Origin of the sequence: Neisseria sp. S1, assembly GCF_048060015.1 — a bacterium.
Lineage (GTDB): Bacteria > Pseudomonadota > Gammaproteobacteria > Burkholderiales > Neisseriaceae > Neisseria > Neisseria arctica.
Genome location: NZ_JBLUPI010000003.1, coordinates 179477 through 198563, shown reverse-complemented (window position 1 = coordinate 198563; position 19087 = coordinate 179477). Strand labels below are relative to the sequence as shown.

14 protein-coding genes and 1 tRNA gene are annotated in these 19087 nt (G+C 47.1%); 9 read left to right on the top strand and 6 right to left on the bottom strand.

Annotation, left to right across the window (positions count from 1 at the left end; all coding sequences use genetic code 11):
- Nucleotides 1–250: 250 nt before the first annotated feature.
- Nucleotides 251–326 (bottom strand) — tRNA-Arg (locus ACEPPX_RS03700).
- 274 nt (nucleotides 327–600) lie between these two features.
- Between ACEPPX_RS03700 and ACEPPX_RS03695 the strand changes: the two genes are divergently transcribed.
- Both ACEPPX_RS03695 and hemH read left to right on the top strand, forming a co-directional pair.
- Complete coding sequence (locus ACEPPX_RS03695; protein WP_416622985.1) at nucleotides 601–1449, top strand: c-type cytochrome; 849 nt, start codon at nucleotides 601–603, stop codon at nucleotides 1447–1449.
- 239 nt (nucleotides 1450–1688) lie between these two features.
- On the top strand, nucleotides 1689–2705 hold the full coding sequence (hemH, locus tag ACEPPX_RS03690; RefSeq protein WP_416622984.1) for a ferrochelatase: 1017 nt from the start codon (nucleotides 1689–1691) through the stop codon (nucleotides 2703–2705).
- A gap of 105 nt (nucleotides 2706–2810) precedes the next feature.
- On the opposite strand, the gene ACEPPX_RS03685 is transcribed toward hemH, so the two are convergent.
- Together ACEPPX_RS03685 and edd are read right to left on the bottom strand one after the other, a co-directional pair.
- Nucleotides 2811–3437, bottom strand: coding sequence for a bifunctional 4-hydroxy-2-oxoglutarate aldolase/2-dehydro-3-deoxy-phosphogluconate aldolase (locus ACEPPX_RS03685; protein ID WP_047761380.1), 627 nt, complete (start codon nucleotides 3435–3437; stop codon nucleotides 2811–2813).
- Between the two features lie 82 nt (nucleotides 3438–3519).
- Entirely contained in the window at nucleotides 3520–5358 is a 1839-nt protein-coding gene (gene edd / locus ACEPPX_RS03680; protein WP_416622983.1) for a phosphogluconate dehydratase, read from the bottom strand.
- A 407-nt stretch (nucleotides 5359–5765) separates the two neighbouring features.
- Between edd and zwf the strand changes: the two genes are divergently transcribed.
- From zwf to ACEPPX_RS03650, 6 genes are all read left to right on the top strand, one after another.
- A complete protein-coding gene (gene zwf, locus ACEPPX_RS03675) occupies nucleotides 5766–7223 on the top strand; it encodes a glucose-6-phosphate dehydrogenase (protein ID WP_416622982.1) in 1458 nt (485 codons plus the stop codon).
- 85 nt (nucleotides 7224–7308) lie between these two features.
- The gene (gene pgl / locus ACEPPX_RS03670; RefSeq protein ID WP_416622981.1) at nucleotides 7309–8007 is read left to right on the top strand and encodes a 6-phosphogluconolactonase; all 699 of its coding nucleotides are present in this window, start codon (nucleotides 7309–7311) and stop codon (nucleotides 8005–8007) included.
- Nucleotides 7988–8995 carry a glucokinase gene (locus ACEPPX_RS03665; RefSeq protein ID WP_416622980.1) on the top strand — a complete coding sequence of 336 codons (1008 nt, stop codon included), beginning with the start codon at nucleotides 7988–7990 and terminating at the stop codon, nucleotides 8993–8995. The genes pgl and ACEPPX_RS03665 overlap by 20 nt, the downstream gene beginning before the upstream one ends.
- A gap of 220 nt (nucleotides 8996–9215) precedes the next feature.
- Nucleotides 9216–10082, top strand: a complete 867-nt coding sequence (locus ACEPPX_RS03660; protein WP_047761441.1) for a MurR/RpiR family transcriptional regulator — start codon at nucleotides 9216–9218, stop codon at nucleotides 10080–10082.
- On the top strand, nucleotides 10082–11749 hold the full coding sequence (gene pgi / locus ACEPPX_RS03655) for a glucose-6-phosphate isomerase (protein WP_416622979.1): 1668 nt from the start codon (nucleotides 10082–10084) through the stop codon (nucleotides 11747–11749). Before ACEPPX_RS03660 ends, pgi begins: the two co-directional genes overlap by 1 nt.
- A 254-nt stretch (nucleotides 11750–12003) precedes the next feature.
- On the top strand, nucleotides 12004–13224 hold the full coding sequence (locus ACEPPX_RS03650; RefSeq protein ID WP_416622978.1) for a sugar MFS transporter: 1221 nt from the start codon (nucleotides 12004–12006) through the stop codon (nucleotides 13222–13224).
- A gap of 324 nt (nucleotides 13225–13548) precedes the next feature.
- Here the strand turns inward: ACEPPX_RS03650 and ACEPPX_RS03645 are convergent, their stop codons facing one another.
- Nucleotides 13549–15339 carry a 2-isopropylmalate synthase gene (locus ACEPPX_RS03645; RefSeq protein ID WP_416622977.1) on the bottom strand — a complete coding sequence of 597 codons (1791 nt, stop codon included), beginning with the start codon at nucleotides 15337–15339 and terminating at the stop codon, nucleotides 13549–13551.
- A 300-nt stretch (nucleotides 15340–15639) separates the two neighbouring features.
- Between ACEPPX_RS03645 and ACEPPX_RS03640 the strand changes: the two genes are divergently transcribed.
- Nucleotides 15640–16755: a methyltransferase gene (locus ACEPPX_RS03640; protein ID WP_416622976.1), complete on the top strand. Its 1116-nt coding sequence runs from the start codon at nucleotides 15640–15642 to the stop codon at nucleotides 16753–16755.
- Between the two features lie 80 nt (nucleotides 16756–16835).
- Here the strand turns inward: ACEPPX_RS03640 and csm6 are convergent, their stop codons facing one another.
- Both csm6 and ACEPPX_RS03630 read right to left on the bottom strand, forming a co-directional pair.
- Nucleotides 16836–17957 (bottom strand): CRISPR-associated ring nuclease Csm6, encoded by a 1122-nt coding sequence (csm6, locus tag ACEPPX_RS03635; RefSeq protein ID WP_416622975.1) that lies wholly within the window; start codon nucleotides 17955–17957, stop codon nucleotides 16836–16838.
- Complete coding sequence (locus tag ACEPPX_RS03630) at nucleotides 17950–19083, bottom strand: Card1-like endonuclease domain-containing protein (RefSeq protein ID WP_416622974.1); 1134 nt, start codon at nucleotides 19081–19083, stop codon at nucleotides 17950–17952. The genes csm6 and ACEPPX_RS03630 overlap by 8 nt, the downstream gene beginning before the upstream one ends.
- Nucleotides 19084–19087: the final 4 nt, after the last annotated feature.

The following is a 19087-nucleotide window of genomic DNA, read 5'->3' as shown; positions in this document are numbered from 1 at the left end:
AACCCAATCAATTGACTTAGACGCTTGAGAGTTTATCGAGTAAAGAAAAGATACAATAACTGAAAGCTCAATACCAAGCAAGGTAAAAACTTTCATAATTTAACACAAATTATTCATAAAGCAATTAACCTATGATTCTTAAAAGAAAAACAAATATAATTACAGCCGATACTTAAGGTATTAAACAACAAATCAAATGTGAAGATAATAAAAAAGCAGCCCCACCGGCTGCTTTTTCAAATCACAATTCTGGCGCACCCAACAGGGATCGAACCTGTGGCCTCCAGCTTCGGAAACTGACGCTCTTCCAACTGAGCTATGGGTGCATATAAGCTGGCTATTATTGCATAATGTACAAATAAGCACAATATTTTAACGATCCACTCTTCCTGCCCTGACTATTCTCGCTTTTTTTCTACATGAGGCCCAATCAGCCTTTTCCCTACAAATCGACCGTTTTTTGAGCTAAACTAAACTTTAAAGATTGGAAAGACACCGCGAATTCAGTATAATCCAGCAAATTATTGTTAATTCAATTTAACAAAATACTTTTTTCATAATATTTTCGTCACAACTACCAAAAACGGCGAGGCCAACCAAATGAATCAACCGAACAACAATAAAGCCCATGGCTCTGCAATCACCACTTTCGTGGGCGGTATCGTTATCCTGCTTGCGGTATTGTTTTTACTGGTGAAACTGGCAACCAGCGGCTATTACAGCGATGTTCAAGAAAGCAGCCAATCTGCTACCGAAACCCGTATTATGCCGGCCGGCAGTATTGCCATGGGTGACGGTACACCGGTGGGCGAGCGTACCGGCGAACAAATTTTCAATAAAATCTGTATTCAATGTCACGCGGCCGACAGCTTAGTGCCCAACTCGCCTAAAATTACCCATAATAACGAATGGGCTCCACGCATTGCACAAGGCTTTGATATCCTCTTCACCCATGCTCTGAATGGCTTTAAAGCCATGCCCGCAAAAGGTGGGGCTGCAGATCTGACCGACGACGAGCTAAAACGCGCGATCGTTTACATGACCAACCAATCTGGCGGCAACTTCGAAGCTCCGGCGGTAGGTGCCGCTTCCGATGCAGCTACGGCTGATGCTTCTGGTGCTGCAGCATCAGATACTGCCGCAGCCCCTGCAGCTGCTCCGGTAGCAGTTGCCGGCGGTGCAGATGGCAAAAAAGTATTTGAAGGATTGTGCATGGCTTGCCACGGTGCAGACTCCGCTATTCCGTTCTCCCCCAAAATCACACATAATGCCGATTGGACTGAGCGCTTGAAACAAGGCAAAGCCACCTTGGTAAAACATGCTATCGAAGGCTTTACCAACCCCAAAGGCGGCGTAATGCCTCCCAAAGGCGGCAATGCCAACTTAACTGATGCCGAAGTAGAAGCCGCAGTGGTTTACATGGCTAACCAATCCGGCGGTAATTTCTAAAATTTCTTCAATTAAAAAAGCGTATCTTTGTATAGATACGCTTTTTTATTTACTCTTTCTGAAAAGTATATTCGACATCGCCATCTAAAAAACTCCCTGGCCATTTTTGCTTACCAATATTCAATTAATGACCGTGATTGTTAGAGATTAAAACCTTTGTGTTCGCATTTCCCTACCTTTAAAAATAACGTAAGATGCCGTCTGAAACTGCATCAAAACCTTTATGAACAAGGATAATCATGCCTCGCTTCCTACCAGAACCCGCCATCTCCCATAATCTGCAGGACCAGACTGCCGTTATACTCATTAACCTCGGCACACCTTCTGCCCCCACCTCAGAGGCAGTCCGCCCGTATCTGCGAGACTTCTTATCAGACCAGCGGGTAGTTGAGCTACCTAAAGCTCTATGGCAGCCCGTATTGCACGGTTTGGTATTGACATTACGGCCTAAAAAAAGCGCACACGGTTATGAAAAAGTTTGGTTTCCTGAAGGCTCTCCACTGGCTGTTTACACCGAACGGCAGGCTGAGGCTTTATCTGCCAAATTAGGCAACACAGTTATTGTCCGTCATGCTATGACATACGGCGAGCCTTCCGTATCCCGGGTTATAAACGAATTGAAAGCCCAAGGTGTATGCCGCCTCTTTGCAATACCACTCTATCCCCAATATGCTGCCTCAAGCACAGGCGCGGCATTGGATAAAGTATTTCAAGTTTTATTGCAACAGAGAAATCAAATGAGCTTACGTACTGTTGCGCGCTTTTATGATCACCCCGGCTATATTGCAGCCATGAAACAACATATTGAAGCGTATTGGCAAGAATATGGACGCGGCGACAAACTGATGCTTAGTTTTCACGGTATTCCGCAAGCTAATGAGGAAAAAGGCGATCCCTATCAATATGAATGCAGGGAAACAGCCCGACTGCTGGCAGCTGCCTTGAATTTGAAAGAAAATGATTATATCGTTTCTTTCCAAAGCCAATTCGGCAAAGCCAAATGGATCGGACCCAGCACGCAGGATTTATTTGATACGCTTCCCAAGCAAGGGGTTAACAAACTGGATATATTCTGCCCGGGTTTTGTCAGCGATTGCTTGGAGACTATGGAAGAAATCGCTATTGCCGGACGGGAACAGTTCCATGAAGCCGGTGGTACACAATATCACTATATTCCCTGCCTCAACACCAACGCAAACTGGATAAACGCACTGGCAGACTTAGTTTTGCAAAACCTTCAAGGTTGGCCGCATTAGTTAAAGTTTTCATGTTAAATAAGGCCGTCTGAATATATTCAGACGGCCTTAAATTTCCAATGCGGGCTACTGCAAAATTTACCTAATCGGCAAGATTTACCAGACTCAAACTCTCTTTAGGGCAGCCGCCTCTTTAGCCAAACGGGTAATGGTATCCCAATCTTTATTTTTTACCGCCTCTTTCGGCGTCAACCATGAACCGCCCACACATAATACGTTCGGCAACGCCAAATATTCGGGAGCGGTTTTCAAGCTGATGCCGCCTGTCGGACAGAAGCGCACATCGGCAAACGGGCCGTAAAGTGCCTTTAACATCTCCGTTCCACCCACAACCTCGGCAGGAAACAGCTTCAACGTATCAATACCGTACTCCAAAGCCAGCATAAGCTCCCCCGGGGTAGCCACTCCCGGAATCACGACCGTACTACTTTGCTGAGCCGCTTTAACAAATTCGCCGTTCAAACCCGGGCTGATGGCAAATGCCGCCCCCGCATCTTCTACTGCTTTTAACTGTTTGCTGTTAACAACCGTACCGGCACCCACAATTGCTCCCGGCACTTCTTTTTTAATCAATCGGATAGCATCAATTCCAACCGGCGTACGCAAAGTAATCTCCAATGTTGGAATACCGCCCTCTACCAGCGCATGAGCCAAATCTACGGCAGTCGACAAATCATCAATTGCCATTACCGGAACAACCGCACCAGCACTTAAAATTTCACGTGCATTCATAAAATTGTATGCTCCACAAAAATCACATATCTTTTTCAGACGGCCTAATTCATATTAGAATTTTTAGGCCGTCTGAAAGGCATTAAACGAAATCACCGCCGAAACTCATGGCTCCGGTTTCTGCACTGCTGGACAAACTACGGAAACCAGCAAAGAGTTCCCGGCCAATGCCGTGACTACGGGCAGACAAGTCCGGAATCGGAATCTCTCGCGCATTAAATTCGGCTTCATCCATCAACACATTCAATTCGCCCGTCTCAGCATCAAAGCGCAACATGTCACCGGTACGGATTTTACCGATTGCCCCGCCCAACAAAGCTTCAGGGCTCATATGAATGGCTGCCGGAACTTTACCCGAAGCTCCCGACATACGCCCGTCGGTTACCAAAGCAACTTTAAAACCGCGCCCCTGCAATACACTCAGCTGTGGTGTTAACTTGTGCAATTCAGGCATACCGTTGGCTCGCGGCCCCTGAAAGCGTACAACGGCGATAAAATCACGTTCCAACTCACCTCGGTCAAAGGCAGCCAACACCTCACGCTGATCGTCAAAAACAATTGCAGGCGCTTCGATCACGCGGTGCTCGGGCATAACCGCCGACACCTTAATTACGCTACGGCCGATATTACCCTTCATCAAACGCAACCCACCATCAGGAGAAAACGGAGCCGATGCCGGTCGTAAAACGCTGTCATCTTGGCTCACTGCCACCGCATCCCGCCATTGCACCTTCCCGTCCACTAAAAACGGTTCACGCGTATAGGCACGCATACCGCGGCCAACCACAGTATCCACATCTTCATGCAGCAAGCCCGCATCCAGAAGCTCGCGAATCACAAATGCCAAGCCTCCGGCCGCCGCAAAATGATTGACATCCGCCTTGCCGTTTGGATAAACCCTGGCCAACAACGGCACAATATTGGAAATATCATCAAAATCATCCCAATTAACGATAATTCCCGCCGCACGGGCAAATGCAATCAAATGCATAGTATGATTGGTAGAGCCGCCCGTTGCCATTAAACCAACAATTGCATTCACAATTGATTTTTCAGTGATCATCTCGCCCACGGGCAAAATCCCGCCTTTTTTCACCGCTTCGGCCATATGCTCGCCAGCCGCCCGTGTCAAAGCCTCGCGCATTGGCGTATTCGGATTTACGAACGCCGAATTAGGCAAATGCAGCCCCATCATTTCCATCATCATTTGGTTGGAATTGGCCGTACCGTAAAAAGTACAAGTGCCCGGGCTGTGATAAGAAGCCATTTCACTCTCAAGCAAAACATCCCGCCCTACTTTCCCTTCGGCAAACAACTGGCGGATTTTCGCTTTTTCATTATTTGCCAAGCCGCTGGTCATCGGACCTGCCGGCACAAACAAAGCCGGCAAGTGGCCGAAACTCAATGCACCTATCAGCAAACCGGGTACGATTTTGTCGCACACTCCGAGATAAAATACCCCGTCAAACATTTGGTGCGACAAAGCTACCGCCGTGCTCATGGCAATAACATCACGGGAAAACAAGGAAAGCTCCATCCCTTCGTATCCCTGGGTAATGCCGTCGCACATAGCGGGAGTGCCACCTGCAAACTGAACTGTTGTGCCGTGCTTAAAGCATTCTTCCTTCAACCAAACTGGAAATTCTTCAAACGGCTGATGGGCAGATACCATATCGTTATATGACGATACGATGCCAAAATTAGGAACCTCTTCTTGTTTTAACTCGATTTTTACAGCTGAGGGAGCTGCCGCGAAAGCGTGTGCCAAGTTTGTACAACCCAAATTACTGCGCTGCAGCCTGCCTTTTCCGGCAGCCGCACGGATACGCTGCAAATAAGCTGTTCTGGTGGGCTTACTACGCTCGGTTATACGCTGGGTAACTACATTAATCGTAGGATGAATGGCGGTAGTCGTGCTCATTTTATTCTGCCTTTCTGGCTGGACAATCAAAGCATTACGTTATATATGAGGATGGAAACAGGCCGTCTGAAAAATGCTTTGCCATACCATGTAAAATAATGACCCATGTAATTTGGCTACATACAACCGAATTAGCAATCGGCACTTTAATATGTAGTTTTATAACATGATATCACCGAAAGATGGGCTGGTCTTTACCTAAATCAAATATTTTACCCAAAACAACATAGACAAAAACTGTAGTGGCGTGTAGGATTGCTACGAATCATTGTGGTGCATGTCCAAACATTCCCACCGTCATACAATATTATTATAATAGTGTTGTTATAAAATAAAATATTTCCGGTCTCATTACAGCCCGAGGGTCAGCAAGCACAAACCTTTTGTGGAATATGAAAGATAACGCAATGAATACACAAACAAACTTTGACTTGATCTTGTTTGGCGCCACCGGCGATCTGGCCATGCGCAAACTGATTCCCTGCCTTTATCAGGCACACGCCGCCGGCTTGCTACACCCCGAAGGCCGTATTTTGGGCGTAAGCCGCAGCAAATTCGATACCGCCGCTTTTCTAAAAAAAGTAGAGAGCGACTCAAAAATCCATATCAAAAACCACTTTAGCGATGAACTATGGAAAACATTCGTTGCCCGCATCCAATATCTCACCGTTGACGCTACCCGCCCGGAAACCTTCCTTGCCTTGGGCGAAACCGTTAATGCTCGGGAAAATACTGACAACGTAATTGTTTACCTTTCAACGGCACCTAAATTTTTCACACCGATTTGTGAGAATTTGGCCGCTATCGGGTTAAATAACGAAAAAGTACGCATAGTTTTAGAAAAGCCCCTGGGAACCGATTTAAAATCCTCGCAAGAAATCAATGCGGCCGTAGGCGCTTTTTATCAAGAAAAACAAATTTACCGTATCGACCATTATCTGGGAAAAGAGTCCCTGCAAAATTTGCTTGCATTACGTTTTGCCAACATCATGTTCGAGCCGTTATGGAACAACAAATATGTAAAAAGCGTCCAGCTGACCATTGCAGAACAACTCGGCGTAGAAGAGAGGGGTGAGTTTTATGACATTACCGGCGCCTTACGCGATATGGTACAAAACCATCTGATGCAGATGCTGTGTATGACAGCCATGGAAAAACCCGCAAGCCTTGACGCCGATGCTGTACGCGATGAAAAGCTGAAGGTAATCAAATCACTAAAACCACTAAGCCTACAAGATGTAGACCAAAATGTTGTCCGCGGCCAATATACCCCGGGCGAAAAAGACAGTATGCGCTTAAACGGCTACCTTGAAGAACACCAAGTGCCGCCGGAAAGCTGCACCGAAACCTATGTAGCCATCAAAGCCGAAATCCAAAACCAACGTTGGGCTGGCGTTCCGTTTTACCTGCGTACCGGAAAGCGTATGACCGGAAAAGTTGCGGAAATCGTTTTGAACTTCCGCGACTTAGATAACCATATTTTTGAAAACAGCCAAACTGCCCCCAACCGTCTGGTAATCGAACTGCAACCGACAGAATCTATCCGCCTCTATACCCAAGTCAAAACTCCCGGCGCAGGCAACCGTGTAGAAACTACCGCTTTAAGCGTGGACATGGGTCAAGCCATCGAGGGCCGGCGGGCCGAAGCATACGAGCGCCTATTACTTGATGTGATTAATGGCAAACTGGCACTCTTTAACCGTCGTGACGAGCTGGAAGCCGCTTGGGCATGGGTGATGCCGATTATGGAAAATTGGTCGCAAAGCCCGGTACCCCCACACGGCTATACCGCCAACAGCTGGGGCCCCGAAGCTGCACGCGCATTGTTGGCACGCGACGGTAACCTTTGGCATGAAGAGCAATAATACTTCATTTTCAGACGGCCTTTCCCAATCGGAAGGCCGTCTGAAAGCATCAAAAATACCAGATTGAGCAAAAGAGGAATAAATCATGAGCGTGCAATGGCACTCCTACAACTCACCCTCCGAAGCCGCAGCCGCATTAGCCGACGCCGTAGCTACAACACTGCGCAATACCTTGGATCAAAAAGGACGGGCTGTCTTGGCCGTGTCGGGCGGCCGCTCGCCTATTGCCTTTTTCGAAGCCCTCTCTCGAAAAGCATTGGATTGGCACAACACAGGCATTACCTTGGTTGACGAACGCATCGTCCCGACCAACCATCCCGACAGCAATACCGGATTGGTCAAACAATACCTACTGAAAAACCATGCCGCCGCCGCACACTGGATTCCGATGATTGAAGACGGTAAAAAAGATATGGATCTGCAACCTGAAAGTGCCGTCAAAACCGCCCTAACCCACTTCGTTCAGCCCGATATATTGATATTAGGTATGGGCGGAGACGGCCACACCGCCTCCCTATTTCCGCAAGCGCCCCAACTTGACCGGGGATTGGATATGAATAATACCGTTCCCTTACTACACACCTCACCCGTTACAGCTCCCCATGAACGTATTTCAATGACCCTACCAGCCATTCTCAACACTCCGGCAGTATTTCTGGCCATTCAAGGTGAAGAAAAAAAAGCGGTATATGATGCCGCCGCAACCGATATCAATAAAACCTACCCAATCAGTTATATTCTCAACGCACAAGAGGCTACTTGCCATGTCTACTACGCAAACTAACCCTCCAACAGCCTGGCCGCGCCTAGTGGCCGATATCGGCGGTACAAACGCCCGCTTCGCCCTTGAAAGCGCACCGCAAAAAATCGAAAAAGTGGAAGTGCTCGCTTGCAACGACTACAACACCATCGTAGATGCAGCCCGTGAGTATCTCAACCGCTGCGGCAACCCTAAAATCAGCCACGCGGCCATTGCCATCGCCAACCCTATTTTGGGTGACTGGGTTCAGATGACCAACCACCATTGGGCATTTTCCATTGAAACTACCCGCCAAGCACTCGGTTTGGAAACACTGATTCTTCTCAATGACTTTACCGCCCAAGCTTTGGCAATTACTAAAATGCCGAAAGAAGATCTGATTCAAATCGGCGGTTCCCAAGCAGTTGAAAACGCGCCCAAAGCCGTTATCGGGCCGGGAACAGGATTGGGAGTAAGCGGCCTGATTCACAGCAAAGCAGGCTGGGTGCCCCTTGCCGGCGAAGGCGGGCATGTCAGCTTTTCTCCATTTGATGATGCCGAGATGCTGATTTGGCAATACGCCAAAAAGAAATACGGTCATGTTTCCGCTGAACGCTTTCTTAGCGGCGCCGGCCTCACACTCATTCACGAAGCTCTGGCTTATCGGGAAGGTGTGAAACGCGACAAACTTTCTCCTTCAGAAATCAGCGAGCGCGCTTTGAGCGGTACCTCGCCCCTTTGCCGCTTAACATTAGATATTTTCTGCGCCATGCTTGGAACAGTATCCTCAAACTTAGCATTAACTTTGGGAGCCAGTGGGGGCGTATACTTATGCGGCGGCATTATCCCGCGCTTCATTAATTACTTTAAAAGTTCCCCATTCCGTAACCGCTTCGAAAGCAAAGGAAGGTTTGATGCCTATTTGGCTGCCATTCCAGTGTACGTGGTCTTAAGCGAATATCCGGGCATTTCGGGAGCCGCGGTGGCCCTGTCCAACCATTTGGGCGAAACCGACGCCACAGCTTCTTCCTAACAGACAACAGCCTGCCCAATTGTGAAAAACGTCATCCGGGCAGGCTGTTTTATTCTTGTTTCACAACTATAATATAGACTTAACTGCGGTAGCCGGGCGCGCTGCCGTATAGTTAGGGAAAACGACAAACCATCATACCGGCAAAGCTTTCAGACGGCCTGCAAACAAATATCCACCGCAAAGCCGCCCGGTTGATTTAACCGCCATGGAATACAACATGATGTTAAGCAAAATCAGCGAATCTCTAAATAATCTTTCCGGTGCAGAACGTAAAGTGGCCGAATGCGCATTGGCCGAACCCAAATGGTTTGTGCATGCTGCCGTAGCCGAAATTGCCGAACATGCATCAGTCAGCCAGCCTACAGTTATCCGCTTTTGCCGAAGCTTGGGCTATAAAGGGCTACCCGAATTCAAACTCGCACTGTCTGCCAGTATCGGCCACGAAGGCATGCCTTACGTCCACGAGGAGCTCAATGCAGACGACGATATGAACGATGTGATGGAAAAAGTGCTCGGTAACACTGCAGCTTCCATTTTGGGAGCGCGCCGCGCCTTGAAGGAAACCGATCTCGAAAACGCCATCGCCATGCTTACGCATGCCCGCCGGATTGAATTTTACGGCGTAGGTAACTCAGGCATCGTGGCACAAGATGCCCAACATAAATTCTTCCGCTTCGGTATCTCCACCGTTGCTTATGTTGATACCCATATCCAACTGATGGCCGCTTCCGTCTTAAGCGACCAGGACGTACTGGTCGTGATTTCCAATTCCGGTTCCTCCATCGAAGTATTGGATGCGGTCAGCATCGCCAAAGAAAACGGCGCCCAAGTCATCGCCATCACCCGCAGCGATTCGCCGTTGGCACAACTGGCCGATTGTGTATTGAGCGTTGTCGCCCAAGAAGATAGCGAACGTTATACCCCTATGATCTCACGCCTGCTGCAATTGGTTGTCATCGATATTCTCGCCATCGGCCTTGCCTTACGTTTAGGCGAAACCGCCAGTCTGCAATTGGAAAAAAGCAAACGTAGCATTCACAACAAACATAAACGCAAAGAACAAGAAAACCAAAAGGATCCTCAATAATGAAACACCTTCAAGATTTACCTTCATGGCGGCGGCTTTGGCAACACTTCGATGCAACCAAAAGCGACCATATGCGCCAATTATTCGCTACCGACCCCGGCCGTGCAGAACGCTATTGGCTGGAGGTAGGGGGCATCAAACTCGATTACTCTAAAAACCGCATCACCGATGAAACTTTAGCCCTATTGATGCAGCTGGCGCGGGAAGCCGGTGTACCCGAGCGTATGAAACAAATGTTTCACGGCGAAAAAATCAATACTACTGAAAACCGTGCCGTACTTCATATCGCCTTACGCAACCGTACCAACGCCCCAATTATTGTAGACGGCGAAGACGTTATGCCCAAAGTCAACCACGTTCTCCACCGCATGGGCGAGTTTGCACACGAAGTACGCAGCGGAGAATGGTTGGGCTATACCAACCAAGTGATTACCGATGTTGTAAATATCGGTATCGGCGGCTCGGATTTGGGCCCTTTAATGATGTGTACCGCACTCAAACCATTCGGCCATCCGCGGCTGAATATGCACTTTGTTTCTAATGTTGACGGTTCCCAACTGCGTGACGTATTGGAAAAAGTGCACCCCGAAACCACTCTATTCATTGTCGCCTCCAAAACCTTTACCACTCAGGAAACGCTTACCAACGCCCTTACTGCACGCGAGTGGTTTCTAAAACACGCCAATGATGAGGCCGCGGTTGCCCAACATTTTGTTGCCGTTTCCACCAATAAAAAAGCGGTTGCCGACTTCGGTATCGACACAGCCAATATGTTTGAATTTTGGGATTGGGTAGGTGGACGCTACAGCCTGTGGTCGGCCATCGGCCTGCCCATTATGCTTTATTTGGGCGAAGAGAATTTTATTGAGATGCTCAACGGCGCACACCTGATGGATCAACATTTCATTAATGCGCCGCTTGAAGCCAATATGCCCGTATTACTCGCCATGATAGGCGTTTGGTATATCAACTACTATGGCGGCGGCAGCCATATTATCGCCCCCTACGACCAACACTTGCACCGATTGCCCAAATTTATCCAGCAACTTGATATGGAAAGCAACGGCAAACAAGTTACCCTCGACGGCATGCCGGTAGAACATGAAACCGCACCGATTATTTGGGGTGAAACAGGCATCAACGGCCAACATGCCTTTTTCCAACTACTGCACCAAGGCACACACATCACCCCTATCGATTTGATTGCCTCACTGGAAAAACGCAGTAATCTGCCCGGCCATCATGAAATCCTTTTGGCCAATGTTTTCGCCCAAGCAGAAGCTTTCATGCGCGGCAAAACACCCGACGAAGTACGTGCGGAGCTAACCGCCCAAGGAGTAGACAACAACCGTATCGAAGAATTGGTACCGCATAAAACTTTTTCAGGCAACCGCCCCAGCAATATGATTCTGATGGATAAAATAAATCCGCGTAATATGGGCAGCCTGATCGCACTTTACGAACATAAAACGTTTGTGCAAGGCATCATTTGGGGCATCAATAGTTTCGACCAATGGGGTGTCGAATTGGGCAAACAACTGGCCAAAACGATTTTGGCAGAGCTCACCGGAGAAACCCCGGTTCAGAAACACGACAGCTCTACCGAGCGTTTGGTACGCCTCTACCGTAATGCCAACTGTGACAAAGATAAAGACTGCGGATGCTAAAGCGCAGTTTTACTTATACAGCATAAAATGCCGCATAAGCCATTACCTGATGCCGTCTGAAAATTTCAGACGGCATTTTTCAATGAAAACGCCGAATGTTTATAAAAATCGGATTATTTATACCGGCCGATTATTTGATTAATTTATGCTATAGCAGTAAATAATGATAGGCAAGATACTTTTTTAGCAGTATCATTTCATACCTTTCTTAACAAACATTAATATATTATATATCTCAACTAAAGGACGAAATCATGTCTACGCAATCACAAAATAACAATACCGCCTTATCGGTATTGACCGCGTTATTCTTCATGATGGGTTTTATTACCTGCATGAACGATATCCTGATTCCACACCTGAAAGCGATTTTTGAACTCACCTACGCGCAAGCGATGCTGATTCAATTCTGCTTCTTTACCGCCTATGCCATCATGTCGATTCCCATGGGCAAATTAGTTGAAAAACTCGGTTATAAAAACGGCGTAATCGGCGGCTTTTTGCTGACTGCTGTAGGTTGCTTGCTGTTTTACCCGGCTGCCGGCAGCGCGTCTTATCCGATTTTCTTAGGCGCATTATTTATTCTTGCTTCCGGCGTTACTCTGCTGCAAGTGGCCGGTAACCCCTATGTAACCTTACTGGCCAAACCTGGCAAAGAATCTTCTACCCTGACCTTGGTGCAGGCATTCAACTCTCTGGGTACCACTATTGCTCCGCTTTTCGGCTCTTTACTGATTTTGACAGACGCAACCCAGCAACTCACTAAAGCCCAAGAAGTAGAATCCGTACAAATCCCCTATCTCGGCTTGGCCGGCTTACTGGTATTGCTGGCGATTTTTGTCAAAATGATCAAATTGCCCGACGCGCGTAAAATCGCCGAGGCAGAAACCGAACACAACCCGGATGGTAAAACCAGCGTTTGGCAATACAAACACTTGGTATTAGGTGCCATCGCAATCTTCTGCTATGTAGGTGCCGAAGTATCCATCGGTTCGCTTTTAGTAAGTGTTATGGAAGAAACCGCAGGTCTCAGCCACTCTACCGGTGCCAAATATCTGGCTCTCTACTGGGGCGGTGCAATGGTAGGCCGTTTCTTGGGTTCTGCCGTAATGAACAAAATTGCGCCCAACAAATACTTGGCGTTCAACTCCGTGATGGCCATCAGCCTGATTACTATTGCCATTTTGGCAAACGGCGGCGCAGTTTCTATGTGGGCCTTGCTGGCAATCGGCTTCTTTAACTCAATCATGTTCCCAACTATCTTCTCTTTGGCAACCAAAGGTTTGGGTAAATTCACCAGTACGGCATCAGGCATTATCTGTACCGCTATCGTAGGTGGTGCCGTGGTTCCCTTGATCCAAGGCTTTGCTGCCGACCATGTTGGCCTGTTGTTATCATTTATCGTATCTGCCCTTTGCTACCTCTACATCGTATTCTTCGCTGTAAAAGGTTACAAAGCAGATCGTGCATACTGATAAAATTAATCTTTTGCCAGTTTAAAAACACCACCCGAGTATATTCGGGCGGTGTTTTTTTATTGCTTTTCCAAATATTTTTTCAACAGAACCGACAATATTCCCCATCTACAATAAGGCCGTCTGAAAACAATTCAGATGGCCTTTTTCACCCGAGTTCAATCCGCAAACTCTATACCAAATAAAATAACCTTATCCCATCTTTTTACATAAATCTGATCTTACCGGCATCTTTAAACTTAAGCGCCATATTGCAAATCGTACAATATCAAAATAAAAAGGGGCGGCTACCATATCGGATAGCCGCCCCTTTTCAAACTAAAATCAAATACCGCCGCCTTGGGCTTTAATTTTTTCCGTACCAAACTCCAACTTGCTCAAAGCAGACAAATACGCTTTTGCCGTCGCTACCAATACATCCGTATCCGCACCTTGACCACTCACTACCCGACCATTACGAACCAAGCGTACAGAAGTCTCACCTTGACTTTCCGTACCTTCGGTAACAGCATTAACTGAATAAAGCTGCAATACCGCGCCACTATTTGCCATACTCTCAATAGCCCTGAAAATGGCATCAACAGGGCCAGAGCCGTTGGCGACGGCGCGATGCTCCTGTCCACCTACGCTGAATACCACTTCAGCCGTCGGCAATTCGCCTGTTTCGGTAGAGATTTTTTGTGAAATAAATTTATAGTGGTCTTGTGAAAGGGTAGCCAGTTCATCTGATACCAACACATGCAAGTCTTCATCAAAGATTTCGCGCTTTTTATCGGCCAGCTCTTTAAAACGGGCAAATGCAGCATTTAATGCCTCTTCGCTTTCCAACTGGATTCCCAAGTCAGCCAACTTGGTTTTAAAAGCATTACGACCTGAAAGCTTACCCAAACTCAAACGGTTTGCCGCCCACCCTACCGATTCTGCCGACATAATTTCATATGTTTCCCGGTGCTTTAACACCCCGTCTTGGTGAATTCCTGATTCGTGGGCAAAAGCATTGGCACCCACAATTGCTTTATTAGGTTGTACCGGATAACCGGTAACAGTAGACACCAGTTTGGAAGTCGGCACAATTTGCACCGTATCAATACCGGTGTCCAAGCCGAAAACATCATGACGGGTTTTAAACGCCATCACGATTTCTTCCAAGCTAGCATTGCCTGCACGCTCGCCCAAGCCGTTGATCGTACATTCCACTTGGCGCGCACCGCCTTGTACGGCAGCCAAGGAATTTGCAACGGCCAAGCCCAAATCATTGTGGCAGTGTGCCGACCATACCACTTTGTCGCCACCCGGCGTTTTCGCAATTAACTCACGGAAAAAAGCCTCGGTGCGGTGTGGCACAGAATATCCCACCGTATCCGGAATATTGATAGTCGTCGCTCCTGCTTCGATAACGGCTCCGCAGATTTCCGCCAGAAAACTGATTTCGGAACGTAACGCATCCTCACACGAAAACTCTACGTCATCGGTATATTCTTTAGCAATGCTTACCGCCTTAACAGCCGCCTCAATCACCTGCTTCGGCTTCATCTTCAGTTTATATTCCATATGAATCGGGCTGGTAGCGATAAAAGTGTGGATGCGTCGCTTGGCAGCCGGAGCCACCGCCTCTCCCGCTGCCCGGATATCACGTTCTACCGCACGGCTTAAGGAACATACGGTTGCCGTAGTCAGCGTTTTGGCAATTTCATTTACCGCTTCGAAATCACCCGGGCTGGCCGCAGCAAAGCCTGCCTCAATCACATCGACACCTAATTTTTCCAGCTGGCGTGCCACACGGATTTTTTCCTCTTTGGTCATTGCCGCACCCGGCGACTGTTCTCCATCACGCAAAGTGGTATCGAAAATGATAATACGGTTATCGGTAGGCATAGTTTGTTTCTCCAATGAAGAATGCTGTTGCATAAAAGCATTCAAGTCCAACGGTCGTCCTTGTGCATCAGCCAAAGCACTAAGCTTCTGCAATTGGCTCAACGGCAGTGAGCCACGGGCACGCCATTTATAAATAGCTGCCGTGCTGGCTGCATTTTGCGGGTCAAACTTCTTCAATGCCTCGGCCAAGGCATTAACGCCACCGAAAAAAGCAATTAAGCGGTCAATGTCCAATTGCATGATGCACCTTTAATCTTTATAAATAATTTTCAACGTTGATAACCACTGATTATACGCAAATCAGACAAAACGGCAATATTTTTTAGAAAAAATAAAAAACACTCCAAATTATTTAATCATAAATATACATTTTGTCCAATTTGGGTAAAATTTTCAGACGGCCTTAGCAATTCGACTGCATGCTCCAAACCATACCGCCTTATTCGCCAATCCTCTTCACACTTATCCTTTTATGTAAGGCTTCCATAGATTTATAGTAAACTGCCTCTTAATATTTATTCCATACCTTATAAAAACACAATGCCTACCTATATTCCTACCGATCAGAACACTACTATCGAATGGCGCACCGAAAGCCTGCAAAAACCGCCCGTACATGCCGTTTATATCCGCGAACAAAGCGCCGCAACCATTTTAAAAAACGCATATACAAATACCGCCAGCATTTGGCAGGGGGATTTCCATAATGCCAAACAGGTTTTATCCGCCATCAAAAAGCGCATACGCAAACCCGCTAAATCCACAATAATCCAACAAGCTCCCGCCATCGCATTTCATCACCACCGCATGCAGCAAGCACAACAAAGCCGCTTACTAAACATGCTGGCAATAGAAATACAACCCGGTTTCCAACTCGATTTGCCGCGGGCACCCGATATCCACGCCGCCCTAACCGATATTTATCCGCACCCAAATGAACAGCCTTTCGCCATGCCGCTTAATTTATTACTCGGCCTAATCGGCGCGCACGAGTGGCACAAAAAAGGTGTCGATATTGCCCAAATCGGAGGCAAAATCCATGTTCCCTTCGGCGTATTCTCGCCACTACGTGGCGAATACCTGCAACTTGCAGCAGAAGCTCCATTGCCCAACCAATGCCAAACCGCATTTGATATCGGCACAGGCAGCGGCGTTTTAGCAATTCTACTAGCCAAGCGCGGCATCCCGCATATTACCGCTACAGATACTAATCCGAATGCTATCAACTGCGCCCGCCGTAACATCGAACAATCCGGCACCGCCCGGCAAATCACCTTGCAGCAAACTGATTTATTTCCGGAAGGAAAAGCAGATTTAATTATCTGCAACCCACCCTGGCTGCCTGCCAAACCTACCTCCGCAATAGAAACCGCCCTATACGATCCAGACCACCAAATGCTGAAAGGCTTTTTGGCCGGAATTGGAAAACACCTTAATCCGCAAGGTGAAGCATGGCTGATTATTTCCGACCTTGCCGAACATCTGGGGCTACGCACACCCCAATTTTTACACCAATCCTTTCAGACGGCCTCTCTAAAACTGCTTGCAGTGCACAGCATCAAACCCCGGCACGCTAAAGCAGCTGATACAACCGACCCGCTTTCCTTTGCCCGCAACCAAGAAACTACCTATCTGTACCGGCTTAGCCTTACTTAACAAAAAATGGCCTGCAAAACACAAAAGCCGGAGCGATATTCCACTCCGGCTTTTCTCTTATCCACAACCTCAAACAAAACCTAATATCTGATTTCGATATTTTCCTTATCCGCGGCAAGTTGATATTCCATTTTATTGCGCTTTCCGCTACTGGTAATTTCAAAATACTTAGAAAAATCCCCCAATCGCTTTTTCAATTTTTTCTTAATTGTACTGGGCACCTCTTTCCAAATATCATGTATTTTATCTGCCTTATCCAATCTTTCCCATTCCTCTTCCCTGGCTTGCACGGCTGCTCGGCCCTTTCCCTTAAATTTTTTATTCAAATTCTGGTAGTGATGCCAATATTTTTTCTTTAACAGCTCATAATCTTGATGAGTTCGTTTCTTCACCAATATCTTGCCATCCAATTTGAATTCAGCCATAGCCAAATAAAAACAAAATTCCCTCACAGGCAATTTGATTGGCTCCGTACCATGACACACTATGCTTAAATCGGCACAATTAATCACCAAACGGAAATCAGCCAAGTTTTGTTGGGTTAACGCCACCGCTTGGGAAAAACTCCACTCCTCATCCAAAGCCAATTGCGGCATCCCCTCCCGCATCCGTACAAAAGGAATATCTGCCAACATCACTTTAGCCGCAGCGGCATCACGCAGACCTAAAGGCGTATCCAAAATCCGCGAACTTTTCGGCGGGTAGAAAAAATCACGGTTCTGCTCAAAAGCCTCTTCTACCAATACATGTGATAATTTATCCCACCTTCGCCCGAAAAGAGACAACGCATAACCTATATAAAAGCCCATCGACTTACGCCCGCCTGCTATTGATACATGCAGCTCCGTATATTCATCGGCACACAAATCATGAATGAAGCGCACAATCTGATCGGCCGCCAAGCTGTTTTCCTCGGGAGTTCGGATATCAACTAGAGGCTGCCCCAAAGCATCACGGATCACCCGGATATTATCCGCATTAAAATCAATATTCCCCAACCCATATTCCGCACAGAGATTTTCAAAAAAACCTTCCCTACCCAATAATGAAGCTGAGATATTATCGGCTCCCGTTTGTGTGGTCAGAACATATACTTTTTCAGGCAGCCAGCCATCCCGGCAATATAAAGCATATATCGTTTCCGTAACGATTTGCGGCGACATACCCGTTACCGCTACCAAAATTTTACGCCGTTCAACCATAAATCCACTTTTCCATTATAGTTTTCATGCCCGTCAGGTTACTTTTCTCAATCACATCAATCTGTGAGCTAAGGGCACGGTCGCGAGAATGAGACGGAAGCCCGTGATAAGAAACAAACATGGCCCGTGTGCGCAATCCGCCAAGTTTTTTTAATGACTCCAGCTTATACAGAGCATCTTCGGCCTTCTCCTCCCTCTTGGCAAAATTAGCCGTTTTACATTCAATCACATGTAAAACATTATTCGCCAACAATACAACATCCAATTCATTGTGCGCCTCAATACCAGCCTTGGCATTAACAATCTGCACGTTTATAGCGATATCCTGCACACCCGGCAACGATTTGGCGATATCAAATACATAATCCTCAAACCAGCCTCCTGCTACATAGCGGAGAGCATCCTCATCGGGAAAACACAGCTTGCCATCATCCACCTCAGCCAACCCGTGTTTTTCCAAAAGATCCAACAACTGCTCTCTCTCCTCGCTCTTGGGTATATCACATACTGTTACATACTCTTTTTTCTCCTTTATCGCCTTTGAAATTGCATAATTCAATGCCGGCAAACCTTCTGCCAAAATCGTATGCCTGACCAAATCCTGGGCAAAAGGCAGCCATGTTTTATGACTTACCTGCTTTTGCAAAGGAGCCTTGGCCGGATAGCCATGTAAGGCCAAATAATCCTCAATTTTCATTTTCGGAGGCTGCAAAGTAAAACGCTCCTTATCTCCCGCACCAAGCAACAATACCTCATTACTATCAGCAGTAAAGTAAAAAGCAGACCTTCCTACCTCTTTAAACATGCCATAAGCTGCAATAGCCATCAACTTGGTGCCGCCGGTAACATTCAAAGCAATCTGATCATTCTCTACATCGCACAACAACTCCAACAAACGCTCCTCAACACCGGCCATATCATATTCGCTCGGCAAAGCAATTTTCTCCACTTGCACCTCTGGGCAACGCTTCTTTAAAGCACCCGCCAAAGCATCTGCCTTTGCTTGCATTTTTTCCGTTACCAGCAACAATACCTTGCCCGGGCGGAAATCTTTATCCAGCACGGGCACAAAATTCGGCACAGCTTGATCGGATACCAAACACACATGTACATCAAACTTCTTCATAATC

Bases quoted from the DNA above. Each gene is read 5' to 3' on its own strand.
- ACEPPX_RS03695 (WP_416622985.1), top strand. From the start codon at position 601: ATGAATCAACCGAACAACAATAAAGCCCATGGCTCTGCAATCACCACT.
- hemH (WP_416622984.1), top strand. From the start codon at position 1,689: ATGCCTCGCTTCCTACCAGAACCCGCCATCTCCCATAATCTGCAGGAC.
- ACEPPX_RS03685 (WP_047761380.1), bottom strand. From the start codon at position 3,437: ATGAATGCACGTGAAATTTTAAGTGCTGGTGCGGTTGTTCCGGTAATG.
- edd (WP_416622983.1), bottom strand. From the start codon at position 5,358: ATGAGCACGACTACCGCCATTCATCCTACGATTAATGTAGTTACCCAG.
- zwf (WP_416622982.1), top strand. From the start codon at position 5,766: ATGAATACACAAACAAACTTTGACTTGATCTTGTTTGGCGCCACCGGC.
- pgl (WP_416622981.1), top strand. From the start codon at position 7,309: ATGAGCGTGCAATGGCACTCCTACAACTCACCCTCCGAAGCCGCAGCC.
- ACEPPX_RS03665 (WP_416622980.1), top strand. From the start codon at position 7,988: ATGTCTACTACGCAAACTAACCCTCCAACAGCCTGGCCGCGCCTAGTG.
- ACEPPX_RS03660 (WP_047761441.1), top strand. From the start codon at position 9,216: ATGTTAAGCAAAATCAGCGAATCTCTAAATAATCTTTCCGGTGCAGAA.
- pgi (WP_416622979.1), top strand. From the start codon at position 10,082: ATGAAACACCTTCAAGATTTACCTTCATGGCGGCGGCTTTGGCAACAC.
- ACEPPX_RS03650 (WP_416622978.1), top strand. From the start codon at position 12,004: ATGTCTACGCAATCACAAAATAACAATACCGCCTTATCGGTATTGACC.
- ACEPPX_RS03645 (WP_416622977.1), bottom strand. From the start codon at position 15,339: ATGCAATTGGACATTGACCGCTTAATTGCTTTTTTCGGTGGCGTTAAT.
- ACEPPX_RS03640 (WP_416622976.1), top strand. From the start codon at position 15,640: ATGCCTACCTATATTCCTACCGATCAGAACACTACTATCGAATGGCGC.
- csm6 (WP_416622975.1), bottom strand. From the start codon at position 17,957: ATGGTTGAACGGCGTAAAATTTTGGTAGCGGTAACGGGTATGTCGCCG.
- ACEPPX_RS03630 (WP_416622974.1), bottom strand. From the start codon at position 19,083: ATGAAGAAGTTTGATGTACATGTGTGTTTGGTATCCGATCAAGCTGTG.